The sequence below is a fragment of the Chitinophaga horti genome (assembly GCF_022867795.2).
Lineage (GTDB): Bacteria > Bacteroidota > Bacteroidia > Chitinophagales > Chitinophagaceae > Chitinophaga > Chitinophaga horti.
This window is the reverse complement of sequence record NZ_CP107006.1, coordinates 2,105,740-2,120,483: the sequence shown is the minus strand read 5'-3', so window position 1 is coordinate 2,120,483 and position 14,744 is coordinate 2,105,740. Positions and strand designations below refer to the sequence as shown.

The window sequence follows — 14,744 nt, the reverse complement described above, 5'->3', positions numbered from 1 at the left end:
AACAAATGGCGGAAAGGCCGGGACCTACAACTTTCTCTCAAATACGCCTTTTGGTTGATAAACCACTATCTCCGGTCAGTAACACAAAGGTTGCAAACTAATACTACCCTTACAAGCGTTAAGCCACCGATATTTAAGAATACGTAGTTCTACGCAATTTTGATCAAAGGGTACGGATAATCTGCCCTTTCTACGCATCTACCTGATACATTGAAACTCAATGCAGTCCTAGATACCTGTGGGAAACCGCAGTTTTGGCTTTCCGTGTGACAACACGCATGGCATTTTGACAACTGGTATTTTATGATAATTTTACCGGACATTATAACTAACCTCTCAAAACAACACTATTATGAGTAAGTACAACAAAGACACCGGCGAGTTCATCTCTCTCGAAAAAGGCGCCAAATTCACTGCCGCTTTCCGTCTCGAACAACACGAGATGAAAAGGAAAACCGGTCGCTCTATCGCCGCCTTTTTCGGTACCAACAAAATCGAACAGATCCTGTCGAACCCCAAGGCAGTAGGTATGCGTATCTATTATGGCCTGGATGTAGACGGCGACGGTAAAGCAGATAACAAATTTGTTATCGTAGCGGTAGATGCTGAAGGCAACGACCTTATCGCGAAAGAGTCACACCTGCAGAAAGGAGCCGTTGAACAAGACCTCCTGGACGGTGGCCTTTATTGCCCGCTCGACTGTGCCATCAACAATCCGTTAAATTCAGACATCTAGTGGGTACTCACCTTATCATTTTTTACTTTCTTCTGGGGATCGAATTTCTGGTTCTGATCCCCTTTTCACTTCGCTTTGCAACACTGGCCAAAAACGAACGGTGGATATTTTACTACCTGGCGGTAAGTTTCGTATTTGCGGCAGGCTCCAAGATATTGCAGGCGACCGTAGGCAATAACATGCTTTTTGTGAACCTCATGACGCTGCTGCAGTTCTACCTGCTCTCCATGTACTACTTCACCGTGATCAAAAGCCAGAAGGTGCACCGGGTAATCGGCATCCTGCTCGCAGGCATTACCGTCCTTTTCATCGCCGACATCCTTTTCATCGAAGGTTCCCGTACGTTCAATTCGATCTTCTCCTCCGCACGCACCCTCGTACTGCTGATCTACGGCATTATCTTTTTCATGGAACTGCAAAAGGATGAACAACTACTCGAACAATCGATCTTTATCAATATGGTACCCGATTTCTGGTTCAATGCCGGACTATTTGTTTACCTCTGCTGCTCTTTTATTCTCACCCTTGGTTATAACCTCATGCAAAGAACATTGCTCCCCGAAGACATGAAGACCGCACAGTCCCTCACCATGTCCCTGCACTACATTGGCGGAGTGGTAGAGATCATCTTTTTCTATGTCGGTTTCCTCAAGATTAAAAGAGTTAGTGTATGAATATGCTGGAAATGATACTGATCGGCACCATTGTGATGATCACCCTCGGCGTGATCGTAGTGGTAATGGTCGTAATGCAGCAGAAGCAGGTGATCCAGTATAAACTGACCCTGCGGGATAAAGACCTGCTGCTGCAAAAAGAACGCCTGGTAGCGGTGATACAAGGCCAGGAAACCGAACGCAAACGTATTGCGGAAGACCTGCACGATGAAGTAGGCGCCCAGTTATCGGTACTAAAACTGAGCCTGAACCACCTGCAACAACAATCGCAGAACGGGCAGGTGGAGATCATCAAAGAAACGAAAGAGTTTACCGATACGATCATCCAGCAGTTACGCTTCATTTCCCAAAGCCTGCACCCCCAAACCCTCGATAACCTGGGCTTGTCGCATGCGCTGGACAGCTTTGCCAGCCTGATGAACAAGAACAAGGAAGTGGCCGTAAAGTTCCAGACCGATAACAGCCAGTTTCCGGTAGACCGTGAGAAGGCGCTGAACATATACCGCGTGGTACAGGAACTGATCAACAACATCATCAAACACGCCCAGGCCAAAAACATCCTGATCAGCTACCAGAGCAACGGCGGGCAACTTACCATTACCGTGGAAGATGATGGCAACGGCAAGCTGGCCGGAGGTTTGGAAGAATCGCGGAAGAAGACGGGCAGCCTGGGACTAAAAAATATAGAAAGCCGCTTGAATATTATCGGGGGAAACATCAACTTTGTAAAGAAAGCACCCGCCGGCACAATGGCCGTTGTGAGGGTGGAAAATTATCAACCCGTAATATAAAGCGCACGATATGCTACCTCCCATAAAAGTAGCTATTGCCGACGATCATAAGATATTCCGCAGTGGTGTGATCAACACCCTTACCCCATACGAGAACATAAACGTCGTATTTGAAGCGGAAGACGGGGAGCACCTCCTCGATATCATGACCAGGCAATTGCCCGATGTTATACTGATGGACCTTAAAATGCCCAAACTTGATGGCATTGCAGCTACTGTACAGGTAAAGGAAAAGTACCCGGACGTAAAAGTGATCATCCTCACCATGTACGAAGACGACAACTTTATTGTACACCTGGTAGAGAATGGCGCCAATGCTTACCTGCTGAAGAACAGCGAGCCGGAAGAGATTTATGAGGCCATCTGTACTACGTTCGAGAAAGGCTTCTACTTTAACGAGAACGTAAACCTCGCCCTGCTCAAAAAAGTACTGCATAAAAACAAACAACAGTTCAAACCCACGTTCAAGAATGAGATCCAACTCAATGAACGGGAACTGGAAGTGCTGAAAATGATCTGCAGTGAACTCACCACCCAGGAGATATCCGAAAAAATATTCCTGAGCCCACGCACGGTGGAAGGCATTCGCCAGAAGCTGCTGGAAAAGATAAACGTAAAAAATACCGTTGGACTGGTTTTATATGCTTTCCGGAATGGTTTGATAGAATAACCCTAATACCTGTATATTTGCGGCGACAATGATGCATTAAACATCAAATCTGCTGTATATGAAAAATCTTTCCACCTATGTATGCGCAACCGCATTAGGCGTTGCCATCTCCGTTAGCGCAGTGGCACAAGGCGTAAAAACGCCTGCTCCAAGCCCTGCCCAAACTATCAAACAGAGCTTTGCGCTGTCGACCGTAGAAGTAGCCTATTCCCGCCCGGCGGTAAAAGGACGTACCATTTATGGCGACCTCGTTCCGTACGACAAAGTATGGCGCACCGGCGCTAACAACGCTACTAAAATCACCCTGGGTGAAGAGCTGGCGTTCGAAGGCGTAAAAGTGCCTGCCGGTGATTATGCACTGTACACCATTCCTGGCAAAACAGAATGGCAGATCGTGCTGAACAAAGGCGTAAAGAACTGGGGCGACAATGGTTACAAGGCCGAAGACGACGTGGCTAAATTCAAAGTAAAGCCTGTTAAAAATGCTTCTAAAGTAGAATCATTCACCATCAGCTTCGACAACATTGCTGCTGCCAGCATGACCATGAACATCAGCTGGGACAAACTGACCGTTCCGGTTAAGATCACTGCTCCGAACATGGATGCAACCGTAATGGCAGAAATTGAAAAAGCCATGAAAGGCGACAAAAAGCCTTACTGGGCTGCTGCCAGCTACTACTACGAGAACAACCGCGACCTGAAACAGGCGTTGGTTTGGATCGACGAGGCTATCAAAGAAGGTAAAGAGCCTTTCTACATGGTACACATGAAAGCGAAGATCCAGGCGAAACTGGGCGACAAAGCAGGTGCTAAAACCACGGCTATGCGTTCCATCGAACTGGCGAAAGCAGCTAACAATGCTGATTATGTAGCGTTGAACGAGAAGCTGATTAAGACTTTATAGTAATAAACTGCTTGTGTAAGAAAGGGCTCCCTCACCGGGGGCCTTTTTTTGTGCCGGGGGACGGAGCGTGCAATTAATAAAGTATAGAAACGGCTATGCCTGTAACGGGCGTACCCTTTTTACATTAAAACCTCGGATGATACCGATGCAACGTATCTCTCAAATACTCCCGGTCGAGATGCGTGTAAATTTCCGTCGTCGTAATGCTCTCATGCCCCAGCATTTCCTGCACTGCCCGTAAGTCTGCGCCGCCTTCTACCAGGTGGGTAGCGAAGGAGTGGCGGAAGGTATGGGGCGATACATCTTTTTTGATACCGGCTTTTAACACCAGGTCTTTTATCACTAAAAAGATCATCACCCTGGTAAGCGCGCTGCCGCGGCGGTTGAGGAACAATATATCTTCCTGGCCTTTCTTTACCGGCACATGTACACGCACCTGTTGGCGGTAGATGTCGATGTACCGCAGGGCGTCGCTGCCGATGGGAATGAGGCGTTCCTTATCGCCTTTACCGATGACGCGGATGAAACCTTCTTCTGTATAGAGATGCGATATTTTTAAGCCGGTTACCTCGCTTACGCGCAGTCCGCAGCTGTACATGGTTTCGAGAATAGCTTTATTGCGTGTGCCTTCGGGTTTGCTGAGATCGAGGCAGCCGATGAGCTGTTCTATTTCATGAAAGCTGAGTACATCCGGTAACTTGCGGCTCGTTTTCGGCGCATCGAGTAGCTGCGTGGGATCGGTGCGTACCATATCTTCCAGCAACAGGTATTTATAGAACCCTTTGATGCCCGAGATGATGCGTGCCTGGGACGTAGCGCTCATGCCCAGTGAGGCCACCCATTGTACGAACGCCTGTAAATGCGATAACTCCAGCTCGCCGGGCGCTAACGGCTGGTTCACCGACTGCAGGTATTGCGTGAGTTTCTCTACATCGCGCAGGTAAGCCTCGATAGAGTTGCCTGCCAGCGAGCGCTCCAGGCGCAGGTATGCCTTAAATCCGTTCAGATGCGATTCCCACATAAAGCGCAAAATAGTTCATTGCAGCGATGCAACCGAATGAAATATAACGCTGCAAATTATTTAGCAAATTTATGGTAAACATTGTTTTTAAACGGATGCAACGGGAATCCACAACTTCGGTAAATACTTTTTACAGATGCGCCTCAATCATTGAACAGGCGCTAAGGAAACGTGCGGTTCGTTGGCTATCGGCATCATGATCGAAGTTATTCAATTCCATTATTTTAGACGCGTTCCACTTTCAATCAACCATTTTAAACCTCAACATGTCGGAGTTAACACTAAAAAAGATCAGGAAATTACTGGTCGCCAACCGTGGCGAGATTGCCGTTAGGATATTACGCGCAGCCGCCGAGCTCAGGATCAGCACTGTAGCCATTTTTACGTACGAAGACCGGTATTCGCTGCACCGGTACAAAGCAGACGAAGCTTACCAGGTAGGGGCAGACGATGATCCGCTGAAGCCTTACCTGGACATAGAGGCCATCATACACCAGGCGAAGTTACAACAGGTAGATGCGATCCACCCCGGCTACGGCTTCCTGAGCGAGAACGTACAATTTGCACGTCGCTGTAAGGAGGAAGGGATCATCTTTGTGGGCCCGGACCCGGAAGTGATGGCGCAGCTGGGTGACAAGGTAGCCGCTAAAACCCTGGCACGCGCTGTGGGTGTACCGTTGATCGAAGACAGCCAGGTGCCGCTCGATCATATCGACACGGTGTTACAGGAAGCAACGCGCATCGGCTTCCCAATTATTCTGAAAGCCGCCGCCGGCGGCGGCGGGCGGGGGATGCGCGTAGTTCGCGATGCCAACGACCTCGAACGTGCCTTCAACGAGGCCAGGGGAGAAGCCGGCAAAGCATTCGGCAACGACACCATCTTCATCGAAAAGTTCATCGAAGAGCCCAAACACATCGAAGTGCAGCTCATGGGCGACAACCATGGCAACATCCTGCACCTGTATGAGCGCGACTGCTCGGTGCAACGCCGCTTCCAGAAGGTGGTGGAAATAGCCCCGTCGCCTAACCTGCCGTTAGAAACGCGCAACGAGATCTATGACTATGCGCTGCAACTGGCGCGTAAAGTGAAGTACAATAACGTGGGTACCGTGGAGTTTTTGGTAGACCGGCAAAACAAGGTGTATTTCATCGAAGTAAACCCGCGTATACAGGTGGAGCATACGGTGACCGAACAGGTGACCGGCATCGACATCGTGCGTTCGCAGATACTCATTGCCGCAGGCCACCAGCTGAGCGATCCGGAGATCTTTCTCAAAGACCAGGATGATGTAAAAATTAATGGCTTTGCGATACAATGCCGTATTACCACCGAAGACCCCGAGAACAACTTTAAACCCGACTACGGTACGGTGATCGCCTATCGTAACGCTGGCGGTTTCGGCATACGGCTGGATGAAGGCAGTACATATAGCGGTGTAAATATTTCTCCTTTCTTTGATTCGATGCTTGTAAAAGTGACCGCCTGGGGACGCACGTTATCGGGCGCTTCCAGCCGTTTACAGCGCACGTTACGTGAGTTCCGCATACGGGGTGTGAAAACGAACATCGGCTTCCTGGAGAACGTGATCAACCACGACATCTTCCGCCGCGGTAACTGTACGGTGAGCTTTATCGAGCAACATCCTGAACTGTTTAAGCTTTCGCAGATACGTGACCGGGCTACTAAAACACTCATGTACCTGGCCGATGTAACGGTGAATGGTCACCCCGACATTAAGATCGCCGACCCTAACAAGAAGTTCAGAACACCCAAGGTGCCCAACTTCGATCCGGTGCAGCCTTACCCGGCGGGCATGAAGGACAAACTGACGCAGATGGGACGGGAGGACTTTGCGCAATGGCTCCGGCAGGAGAAGCCGGTATACATGACCGATACTACCTACCGGGATGCGCATCAAAGCTTGCTCGCGACGCGCGTGCGCACCAAAGACATACTGGCGGCAGCGGAAGGATATGCAAAAGCGAACCCGCAACTGTTTTCCATGGAAGTGTGGGGCGGCGCCACCTTCGACGTGTCGATGCGCTTCCTGCATGAATGTCCCTGGCGGCGATTGCAGCAACTGCGGCAGGCGATGCCGAACATGTTGTTGCAGATGTTGTTCCGCGGATCGAATGCAGTCGGCTATTCCGCTTACCCCGAGAACCTGATCGCCAAGTTCATCGAGAAGGCAGCGGAAACGGGCATCGACATCTTCCGCATTTTCGATTCGCTGAACTGGGTGGAGGCCATGGCGCCGAGCATCCGGTTCGTTCGGGAGCATACGAACGCACTGGCACAGGCGGCGATCAGCTACACGGGCGACATCAGTAACCCGGATAATAAAAAGTACACGCTGCAATACTATGTAGACCTGGCCAAACGCCTGGAAGACGCAGGCGCGCATATGCTGGCGATTAAGGACATGGCCGGGCTGCTGAAACCGCAGGCCGCCAGCACGCTCGTTCATGCGCTGAAAGATGCGGTGAAACTGCCGATCGTGCTGCATACCCATGACACAGCATCCGTGCAGGCAGCGACTTACCTGAAGGCCATCGAAGCCGGTGTAAACGTGGTCGATTGTGCCATTGCCTCGCTCAGCGGCCTTACTTCACAGCCCAACTTGAACGCAATGACGGCCATCCTGCAGGGCCATGAACGTTACCAGCCGATGGACTTACACTCCCTGAACCAGTACAGCAACTACTGGGAAGATGTACGCGAGTTTTACTACCCGTTCGAGTCCGATATGAAAGCCGGCACCGCGCAGATCTATGAAAATGAAATCCCGGGCGGACAGTACTCCAACCTCCGCCAGCAGGCCGACTCACTGGGACTGGGCGACAAACTGGAAACGATCAAACAGAACTACGCGGTGGTGAACCACCTGTTCGGCGACATCGTGAAAGTAACACCCAGCTCAAAAGTAGTAGGGGATATGGCACTTTTCATGACCTCCAATAATCTTTCGGCCGAAGACGTGCTGGACGAGAGCCGCAACCTGGCCTTCCCGGCTTCGGTACAGGGATTTTTTAAGGGCGACCTGGGCGTGCCGTTCGGCGGGTTCCCGGAGCAGTTACAAAAGATCGTGCTGAAAGGACAGGAGCCGTTGAAGGGTAAACCGAACGAACACCTGCCACCTGTGGACTTCGATAAGGACTTTGCGACCTTCCAGCTGAAATACCCGCAGGCAGAGTTTAACGATTACCTGAGTTACCATATGTTCCCCAAGGTGTTTGATGAGTATTATCATCATGCACAGTCCTTCGGCAACGTGGAAGCCATTCCTACACCAGCCTTCTTTTACGGGCTGAAGCCGGGCGAGGAGATACTGATCCCGCTGAGTAAGGGCAAAACCATTATCGTGAAGCTCGTATTCGTGATGCCGCCCGACCCTACGGGCATTCGTACCGTGGTGTTTGAGCTGAACGGGTATGGCCGCCGGGTGCAGATACGCGACCGGTCGGTGGTGTCGAAAGTGGTGAGTAACAAAAAAGTGGGCAACCCGGAAATGGAAGTGGGCGCGCCTTTGCAGGGTAAGTTGTCGAAATTGCTGGTGAAGACAGGTGATGCGGTGACTAATAATACCCCGTTATTCATCATCGAGGCGATGAAGATGGAAACCACGGTAACCGCCACCAGAGCCTGTAAAGTGAAAGCGGTGCATTTACCGGAGGGTACGATGGTGAGCCAGGACGACCTGGTGGTGGAATTGGATAAGTAGCGAACAAAAGCTGAAGTGTGCGACGCAACGGCGGCTGAATAGTAATAAAAAGGGGGAAGCCCCAAAAAGCTTCCCCCATATTCATTCTTTAATTTTTCCGGATTAGAATTTCTCCAGACCGCTGAAGAAGAAGTTGCCTTCGATCGCAGCGTTTTCGTCGGAGTCAGAACCGTGAACGGCGTTGCGGCCGATAGATTCTGCGTATTTTTTGCGGATGGTACCTTCCTCTGCGTTGGCAGGGTTAGTAGCGCCGATCAGTTTGCGGAACTCCTCTACTGCATTGTCTTTTTCCAGGATAGCTGCCACGATGTGACCGCTGCTCATGAACTCTACCAGTTCGCCGTAGAAAGGACGCTCTTTGTGTACAGCGTAAAATTCACCAGCTTTTTCGGTAGAAAGGCGCAGCATTTTCATTGCTACGATGCGGAAACCAGCTTCGTTGATCTGGGCGAGGATGCCGCCGATGTGGCCATTGGCAACCGCATCCGGCTTAATCATTGTAAAAGTTCTGTTACTCATATTGTTGTTGCGTATTTGCCTGATTTAAGTAATACCGGAACAGGAGCCCGGGTAGCCTGGTTTCCTGCCGGTTAGGGCGCAAAAGTAACCAGTTTTTTCGATGCCGTAAAAAATTTTGAAATTCTGCCCCAAATAAAGAACTTCGCACTTCGTTTTCCCATAAACCGGTAGGCGCTTTAACAGCTTGTAAAATATAACATTATAGTCTTTGATGAAGCCAATTGAGGAAATCAAACCTTTGCTGGAAAGCCCCAAGAAAGTGGTGATCACCATGCATCAGAAACCCGATGCAGATGCCATGGGTTCTTCCCTGGCCCTGTTTCACTATTTGCAGCAGAAGGGTCACCAAACGACCGTCATTTCTCCCACCAACTATCCAGACTTCCTGAAATGGATGCCGGGATGCGACCTGGTGATAGACTTTGAATCGGCCAATGACAAGGCACTGGAGGTGATGAAAGGAGCGGAACTGTTGTTCTGCCTGGACTTTAACAACATCGACCGCACCAAGAACATGGCGCCGGTTATTGAAAAGATGACGGCCATCCGCATCCTGGTAGACCACCACCTGGAGCCGAAAGACCAGTTTGACTACGGTGTGAGTGATAATACGGCGGCGGCAACGGCGCAGATGATCTACGAAATGCTGTACACACTGGGCGAGGAAAAATACATCAACCCAGCCATGGGCGAGTGTATTTACGCCGGCACCCTTACCGATACGGGCTCTTTCCGCTTTTCCTCCACCTCCTCCCGGGTACACCGCATGGTGGCCGACCTGATGGACCGCGGATTAAAGCACGAGTTCATTCACCAGGCGATTTATGACAACTTCCTCGAAAACCGCCTCCGCTTCCTGGGCAACAGCCTGCTGAACCGGATGGAGGTATTTTACGAGTGTAATACGGCCATGATCGCTATCCCTTACAGCGACTTACGTAAGTTTGACCTGCAAACGGGCGACACAGAAGGGATCGTTAATTTCCTATTGTCCATCCAAGGCATTAAATTAGCGGCGCTGATCATTGACCGGAACGTGGAGGTGAAACTCTCTTTCCGCTCGAAAGGCGACTTTGACGTGAATACCTTCGCCCGCCGTTACTTCGACGGGGGAGGGCACTTTAACGCAGCCGGGGGCAGAAGCGGCGACCCGCTCGACAAAACGATACAGCGTTTTATCGATGCGATGCACGCCAATGAAGACTTGTTACAATAACTTTAAATACATCACCTAACAATTTCAAATGAAAAAGAACAACCTGTTACTTGTTGCGTCTTGCGGCTTGCTGCTGCTGGCCAGCTGCGCTCCCAAGCAAAGGAAAACTCCCGGTGGCATCGACTATACAATCGATAAATCCGGTAGCGGCGAACAGCTTAAGATCGGCGATACTGCAATGATGTTTATCTACACCCGCCTGAACGACTCTATCATGTTTGAGTCCCGCAAACAGCAAGGCGGCGCCATTCCCGTACCTATCCAGAAATCTGTTGAGAAATATGACCTGATGGACGGTTTCTCTGAACTGCATGTAGGTGATAGCGCAACTTTCGTACTGCTGGTAGACTCTCTGCCACAGATGCCTCCGTTTGCTAAAAAAGGCGACAAAATCAGACTGACTTTCGTAGTTGACAGCAAATACACCATTGCTGGCCAGACTGCTAAAGAAGAAAAAGAGATCTCTGAGTACCTGAAGAAAAAGAGCCTCACTACTACCACTAAAACTGCTTCCGGCGTTAACGTAGCCGTTACTGCAGAAGGCGCCGGCGCCCAGCCTCAGCCAGGTGATACTGTTGTAGTGAACTACACTGGTTCTTTGCTGGATGGTAAAGTATTTGATTCTAACGTTGATTCCACTATCCGTCCGGGTATGCCGCTGGAGCCCCTGCGCTTCCCGATTGGCCGTGGTTTTGTAATCAAAGGTTGGGATGAAGGCATTGCTGCCCTGAAAAAAGGCACCAAAGCTACACTGGTAATCCCTTCTGCCGTAGCTTACGGTTTCCAGGGTAACCCTCCGACTATCCCGGGTAACTCTATCCTGGCGTTCACTGTTGAACTGCTGGATGTGATCCCTGGTAGCGCTGCAGCACCTGAAGTTGCTCCAACAGCTCCTGCTGCTCCGGCTAACTAATCAGCGTTAAGCGAATTTTGAGAATATAAAAAAGGCTATCTTCTTACGAGATAGCCTTTTTGTTTTAAAGTCCTTCGACGAGGGTTTCGTATAACTTGACTTTCAGTTCCTCCAGCGAAACATCCTGTGTGAGAATACCGTCTTCCGCATAAGAAATAGTTCCCCGCTCTTCCGAAACGCAAATGGCCAGGTTATCGCTATGTTCGGTGATACCTACCGCGGAGCGGTGGCGCATACCGATGCGGGTGGGCAGGTTCGGATTCTCCGAAAGGGGGAGAATTACCTTGGCGGCCAATATTTTGTTGCCCACGATGATGAGCGCTCCATCATGCAGCGGGGCATTCTTTTCAAAGATGCTTTCGATCAGCTTAGCACTCACATTCCCGTCGATGGGTATGCTGGACGCCGTATCGAACTTTACGCGGTAAGTAGTGGCCAGCACAATGAGCGCGCCGGTCTGACTGGCGGCCATGTGTCCGATGGCGGTGATGATCTCGTTGATGATGTGTTCTTCTTCCTTATAACTCTTAAATCGGTCGGGCAGGAACAGTTTGGTTAGAAAACTGTCTTTACTGAGCGGTGTCTTTTTGCCTAATACCAGCAGAAATTTGCGGATTTCGGGTTGAAAGATGATGATGATCGCGATAAGCCCGACGTTAATAAAGTTCTGCAATACATTGGTGAGGATCGGCATTTTCAGCGCACGCACGAGGAAGTAGGCGGCGTAGATACACAGTAATCCCAGGAATATATTAAAAGCGAGGCTCCCTTTCAGCAGCCGGTAGAGTTGAATGATCAGGAAAATAACAATCGCAAGGTCCAGTAAATTCAGCCATCGAAAATTGTATCCATAGAAGTTAATTACGTCCATATTGTAAATGTAACAGATTTTTAGTCTCTTGATAGATGTTGCTGTGCATATTGCATGATCCTGATAACTTCGTTCGCTTCCTTTACATCATGTACCCGCAGGATGGCCGCGCCCTGCTGTAATGCCAGGGTATGCAGTACCGTAGTGCCGTTCAGCGCCTGTTCGGCTGTGGTTTCGAGCAGTTTGTAGATCATTCCCTTACGGCTTACCCCGGCCAATATCGGTACGTTCAGCATTTTAAACGCGTGCAGTCCGTTCAGGAGCTGGTAATTGTGCTCCATGTTCTTCGCGAAACCAAAGCCGGGATCGATGATCACGTCGCGGATGCCTGCCTGGCGAAGTACCTCTAATTTCAGGATAAAGTAATCCAGCACATCCTGCACCACATCATGATAGCGCGCTTCCTTCTGCATCGTTTCGGGCGTGCCCTTCATATGCATGGCAATGTATGGCACCTTTAACCGCGCTACGGTCGGGATCATCTGTTTGTCCAGGTCGCCGGCACTAATATCGTTAACGATCGCTGCGCCTGCCAGCACGGCCTTTTCGGCTACGGCGGCATAATAAGTATCCACCGAAATAACCGCTTCCGGATAGTGATGCACGATCGCATGAATGGCCGGTATCACCCGGCTGGCCTCTTCTTCGGCGCTTACCTGTACACTGCCCGGACGGGTGCTTTGTCCGCCCAGGTCGAGTATAGCCGCCCCGCCGGCCAGCATCTGGCCGGCCCGCGCTGTTACCTCATGCAGCTGGTGGCTGCGGCTGCCCGCATAAAACGAATCTTCATTAATATTCATAATGCCCATGGCCACTGGTTGTGAAAGGTCAAGCAGTTTGCCGCGGCAATTGATCGTATAAGTCATGGGATATGTTAGGTTGAACGCTTATCACAATAATACAGAATACTGTATGATTTCTATCCGAATGATGTATTTTTGAACATCACGCAGGCTTATTTTGGCTGCAAATGTAATTGATTAGCAATTATTTCAAACTAAAAACGCTTTGACGAAAACGATCCGGAACACAGCAGCGCAATACAGCCAGGTGATCAACGCCTGTAAAGACACATTCGTAAAAAAGGCCCGCGACTACGGCACTTCGTGGCGCGTGCTGCGGCCCATTTCAATCGTGGACCAGATCTTCATCAAAGCACAGCGCATCCGTACCATCCAGGAACTGGGCGGTAAGCAGAAAGTAGACGACCACATCGACGGCGAATTTGCCGCGATCATCAACTACGGCGTGATCGCACTTTTGCAGATGGAGCTGCCCAACGATCCGTACACCGACATTCCTGCAGATGAAGTGGCAGTGCTGTATGATCAGAAGATACAGTTCATCCGCGACGTGATGGAGGCTAAGAACCACGACTACGGCGAGGCCTGGCGCGATATGAGCCAGGAATCTTTTGTGGATCTCATTCTTACTAAACTGCTGCGCATTAAACAAATATTACGCAACGACGGTAAAACGCTCATCTCCGAAGGGATGGACGCCAACTTCGTTGACATTGTAAACTATGCCATCTTCGCGCTGATCAAAGCCGGAGAGGCAGCCGGTAAACTTTAATTTGTTACTAAAACCATAGATCCAACCATGAAAGTTATCCTGATCCTGTTTAGAATCATAGTAGGAGTACTGTTCATCTTTTCCGGGCTGATAAAAGCGAATGACCCGCTGGGCCTCAGTTACAAGATGGATGAGTTTTTTGAAGTATTACATATGTATTGGATGGTACCGTATTCGCTGGTGCTGTCGATACTTATGAACGCCTTCGAGATCATTGCCGGTGTAGCCGTACTCGTGGGTTACCGCATGCGCCTTTTCTCTACACTATTATTAATACTGATCATATTTTTCACCTTCCTGACCGGCTTTGCACTTTTCAGTGGACTGATCAAAGAATGCGGCTGTTTCGGGGACTGTATCAAACTGGAAGCAGAACAAAGCTTCTGGAAAGATGTGATCCTTACCGTGATGATCGTGGTGATCTTCATCTTCCACAAACGGATACAGCCGCTGTTTGGCGCGAAAGCATCCATTGGTATACTGGCAGCAGCCACCGTATTCTCTTTCGGGCTGCAATGGTATACGCTGTCGCATTTGCCGATTGTAGACTGCCTGCCTTATAAAGTAGGCAACAACATTCCTGAAAAGATGAAAGTACCGCCAGGCTCCCGGCCCGACGTATACAAAACCATCCTGATTTACGAGAAAGATGGTAAACGGCAGGAGTTCCCTGACGACAGCTATCCATGGCAGGATACTACCTGGAAGTTCGTGGACCGTACCGATAAACTGATCGTAAAAGGTGACGCGATGCCGGCCATTAAAGACTTCTCCCTGAAAGACTTTGATGGTGGCGACTTTACACAGAGCATCCTGAGCGAAGGAACGACCATTTACCTTTTCCTTGTGAAGAGCGTGGACGAAGCCGGCAGCGGTTGGGATAAACAGATCCAGGACCTGGAGAAACTCGCGCAGGCGAAAGGCTTCTATATCTATGGTGTTACCTCTTCCGGCAAAGAAGCGGTGGACGTGTTCAAGAAGACCCATGGTATCAGCTTCCCTTTCCTGCAGATGGATGGCACGGCGATCAAAACCGCCGGCAGGGCTAATCCTACATTGATAGAGCTGAACAAAGGCACTATTACCGGTAAGTGGCATTATAACGACATTCCCGCATTCAGCGGCAACTAAA

The 14,744-nt window shown here is 50.0% G+C and carries 14 protein-coding genes; 10 read left to right on the top strand and 4 right to left on the bottom strand.

The genetic code is table 11. The features are described from left to right. Positions 1-352 precede the first annotated feature (352 nt). Genes MKQ68_RS08630 through MKQ68_RS08610 form a run of 5 tightly spaced genes read left to right on the top strand, consistent with a single transcriptional unit; the run spans position 353 to position 3,775 of the window. Complete coding sequence (locus tag MKQ68_RS08630) at positions 353-736, top strand: hypothetical protein (protein ID WP_264282940.1); 384 nt, start codon at positions 353-355, stop codon at positions 734-736. Then, a complete protein-coding gene (locus MKQ68_RS08625) occupies positions 736-1,410 on the top strand; it encodes a hypothetical protein (RefSeq protein ID WP_264282939.1) in 675 nt (224 codons plus the stop codon). Before MKQ68_RS08630 ends, MKQ68_RS08625 begins: the two co-directional genes overlap by 1 nt. Beyond that, a complete protein-coding gene (locus MKQ68_RS08620; protein WP_264282938.1) occupies positions 1,407-2,201 on the top strand; it encodes a sensor histidine kinase in 795 nt (264 codons plus the stop codon). Before MKQ68_RS08625 ends, MKQ68_RS08620 begins: the two co-directional genes overlap by 4 nt. Positions 2,202-2,211: 10 nt before the next feature. Further along, positions 2,212-2,871 (top strand): response regulator transcription factor, encoded by a 660-nt coding sequence (locus MKQ68_RS08615; RefSeq protein WP_264282937.1) that lies wholly within the window; start codon positions 2,212-2,214, stop codon positions 2,869-2,871. 58 nt (positions 2,872-2,929) lie between these two features. Further along, the gene (locus MKQ68_RS08610; RefSeq protein WP_264282936.1) at positions 2,930-3,775 is read left to right on the top strand and encodes a DUF2911 domain-containing protein; all 846 of its coding nucleotides are present in this window, start codon (positions 2,930-2,932) and stop codon (positions 3,773-3,775) included. A gap of 124 nt (positions 3,776-3,899) precedes the next feature. Here MKQ68_RS08610 and xerD read toward each other — a convergent pair whose 3' ends face one another. Then, positions 3,900-4,796, bottom strand: a complete 897-nt coding sequence (gene xerD / locus MKQ68_RS08605) for a site-specific tyrosine recombinase XerD (protein WP_264282935.1) — start codon at positions 4,794-4,796, stop codon at positions 3,900-3,902. A gap of 266 nt (positions 4,797-5,062) precedes the next feature. Here xerD and MKQ68_RS08600 point away from each other — a divergent pair, with 266 nt between their 5' ends. After that, complete coding sequence (locus tag MKQ68_RS08600; RefSeq protein WP_264282934.1) at positions 5,063-8,518, top strand: pyruvate carboxylase; 3,456 nt, start codon at positions 5,063-5,065, stop codon at positions 8,516-8,518. A gap of 102 nt (positions 8,519-8,620) precedes the next feature. Here MKQ68_RS08600 and MKQ68_RS08595 read toward each other — a convergent pair whose 3' ends face one another. After that, positions 8,621-9,037 carry a nucleoside-diphosphate kinase gene (locus tag MKQ68_RS08595; protein ID WP_248070090.1) on the bottom strand — a complete coding sequence of 139 codons (417 nt, stop codon included), beginning with the start codon at positions 9,035-9,037 and terminating at the stop codon, positions 8,621-8,623. A gap of 211 nt (positions 9,038-9,248) precedes the next feature. Between MKQ68_RS08595 and MKQ68_RS08590 the strand changes: the two genes are divergently transcribed. Then, complete coding sequence (locus tag MKQ68_RS08590; RefSeq protein WP_264282933.1) at positions 9,249-10,253, top strand: DHH family phosphoesterase; 1,005 nt, start codon at positions 9,249-9,251, stop codon at positions 10,251-10,253. Positions 10,254-10,281: 28 nt separating this feature from the next. Beyond that, positions 10,282-11,166, top strand: coding sequence for an FKBP-type peptidyl-prolyl cis-trans isomerase (locus MKQ68_RS08585; protein WP_264282932.1), 885 nt, complete (start codon positions 10,282-10,284; stop codon positions 11,164-11,166). A gap of 64 nt (positions 11,167-11,230) precedes the next feature. Here MKQ68_RS08585 and MKQ68_RS08580 read toward each other — a convergent pair whose 3' ends face one another. Both MKQ68_RS08580 and folP read right to left on the bottom strand, forming a co-directional pair. Continuing rightward, on the bottom strand, positions 11,231-12,037 hold the full coding sequence (locus MKQ68_RS08580) for a diadenylate cyclase (RefSeq protein ID WP_264282931.1): 807 nt from the start codon (positions 12,035-12,037) through the stop codon (positions 11,231-11,233). A 20-nt stretch (positions 12,038-12,057) separates the two neighbouring features. Then, on the bottom strand, positions 12,058-12,903 hold the full coding sequence (gene folP / locus MKQ68_RS08575; RefSeq protein WP_264282930.1) for a dihydropteroate synthase: 846 nt from the start codon (positions 12,901-12,903) through the stop codon (positions 12,058-12,060). 142 nt (positions 12,904-13,045) lie between these two features. On the opposite strand from folP, the gene MKQ68_RS08570 reads away from it, so the two are divergent. Then, complete coding sequence (locus MKQ68_RS08570) at positions 13,046-13,612, top strand: DUF1599 domain-containing protein (protein ID WP_264282929.1); 567 nt, start codon at positions 13,046-13,048, stop codon at positions 13,610-13,612. Positions 13,613-13,639: 27 nt separating this feature from the next. Beyond that, positions 13,640-14,743: a BT_3928 family protein gene (locus tag MKQ68_RS08565; RefSeq protein WP_264282928.1), complete on the top strand. Its 1,104-nt coding sequence runs from the start codon at positions 13,640-13,642 to the stop codon at positions 14,741-14,743. Position 14,744 lies beyond the last annotated feature (1 nt).

Coding starts and splice junctions, on each gene's coding strand:
- MKQ68_RS08600 (WP_264282934.1), top strand. CDS start 5,063: ATGTCGGAGTTAACACTAAAAAAGATCAGGAAATTACTGGTCGCCAAC.
- folP (WP_264282930.1), bottom strand. CDS start 12,903: ATGACTTATACGATCAATTGCCGCGGCAAACTGCTTGACCTTTCACAA.
- MKQ68_RS08595 (WP_248070090.1), bottom strand. CDS start 9,037: ATGAGTAACAGAACTTTTACAATGATTAAGCCGGATGCGGTTGCCAAT.
- MKQ68_RS08585 (WP_264282932.1), top strand. CDS start 10,282: ATGAAAAAGAACAACCTGTTACTTGTTGCGTCTTGCGGCTTGCTGCTG.
- MKQ68_RS08630 (WP_264282940.1), top strand. CDS start 353: ATGAGTAAGTACAACAAAGACACCGGCGAGTTCATCTCTCTCGAAAAA.
- MKQ68_RS08620 (WP_264282938.1), top strand. CDS start 1,407: ATGAATATGCTGGAAATGATACTGATCGGCACCATTGTGATGATCACC.
- MKQ68_RS08580 (WP_264282931.1), bottom strand. CDS start 12,037: ATGGACGTAATTAACTTCTATGGATACAATTTTCGATGGCTGAATTTA.
- MKQ68_RS08615 (WP_264282937.1), top strand. CDS start 2,212: ATGCTACCTCCCATAAAAGTAGCTATTGCCGACGATCATAAGATATTC.
- MKQ68_RS08610 (WP_264282936.1), top strand. CDS start 2,930: ATGAAAAATCTTTCCACCTATGTATGCGCAACCGCATTAGGCGTTGCC.
- xerD (WP_264282935.1), bottom strand. CDS start 4,796: ATGTGGGAATCGCATCTGAACGGATTTAAGGCATACCTGCGCCTGGAG.
- MKQ68_RS08565 (WP_264282928.1), top strand. CDS start 13,640: ATGAAAGTTATCCTGATCCTGTTTAGAATCATAGTAGGAGTACTGTTC.
- MKQ68_RS08590 (WP_264282933.1), top strand. CDS start 9,249: ATGAAGCCAATTGAGGAAATCAAACCTTTGCTGGAAAGCCCCAAGAAA.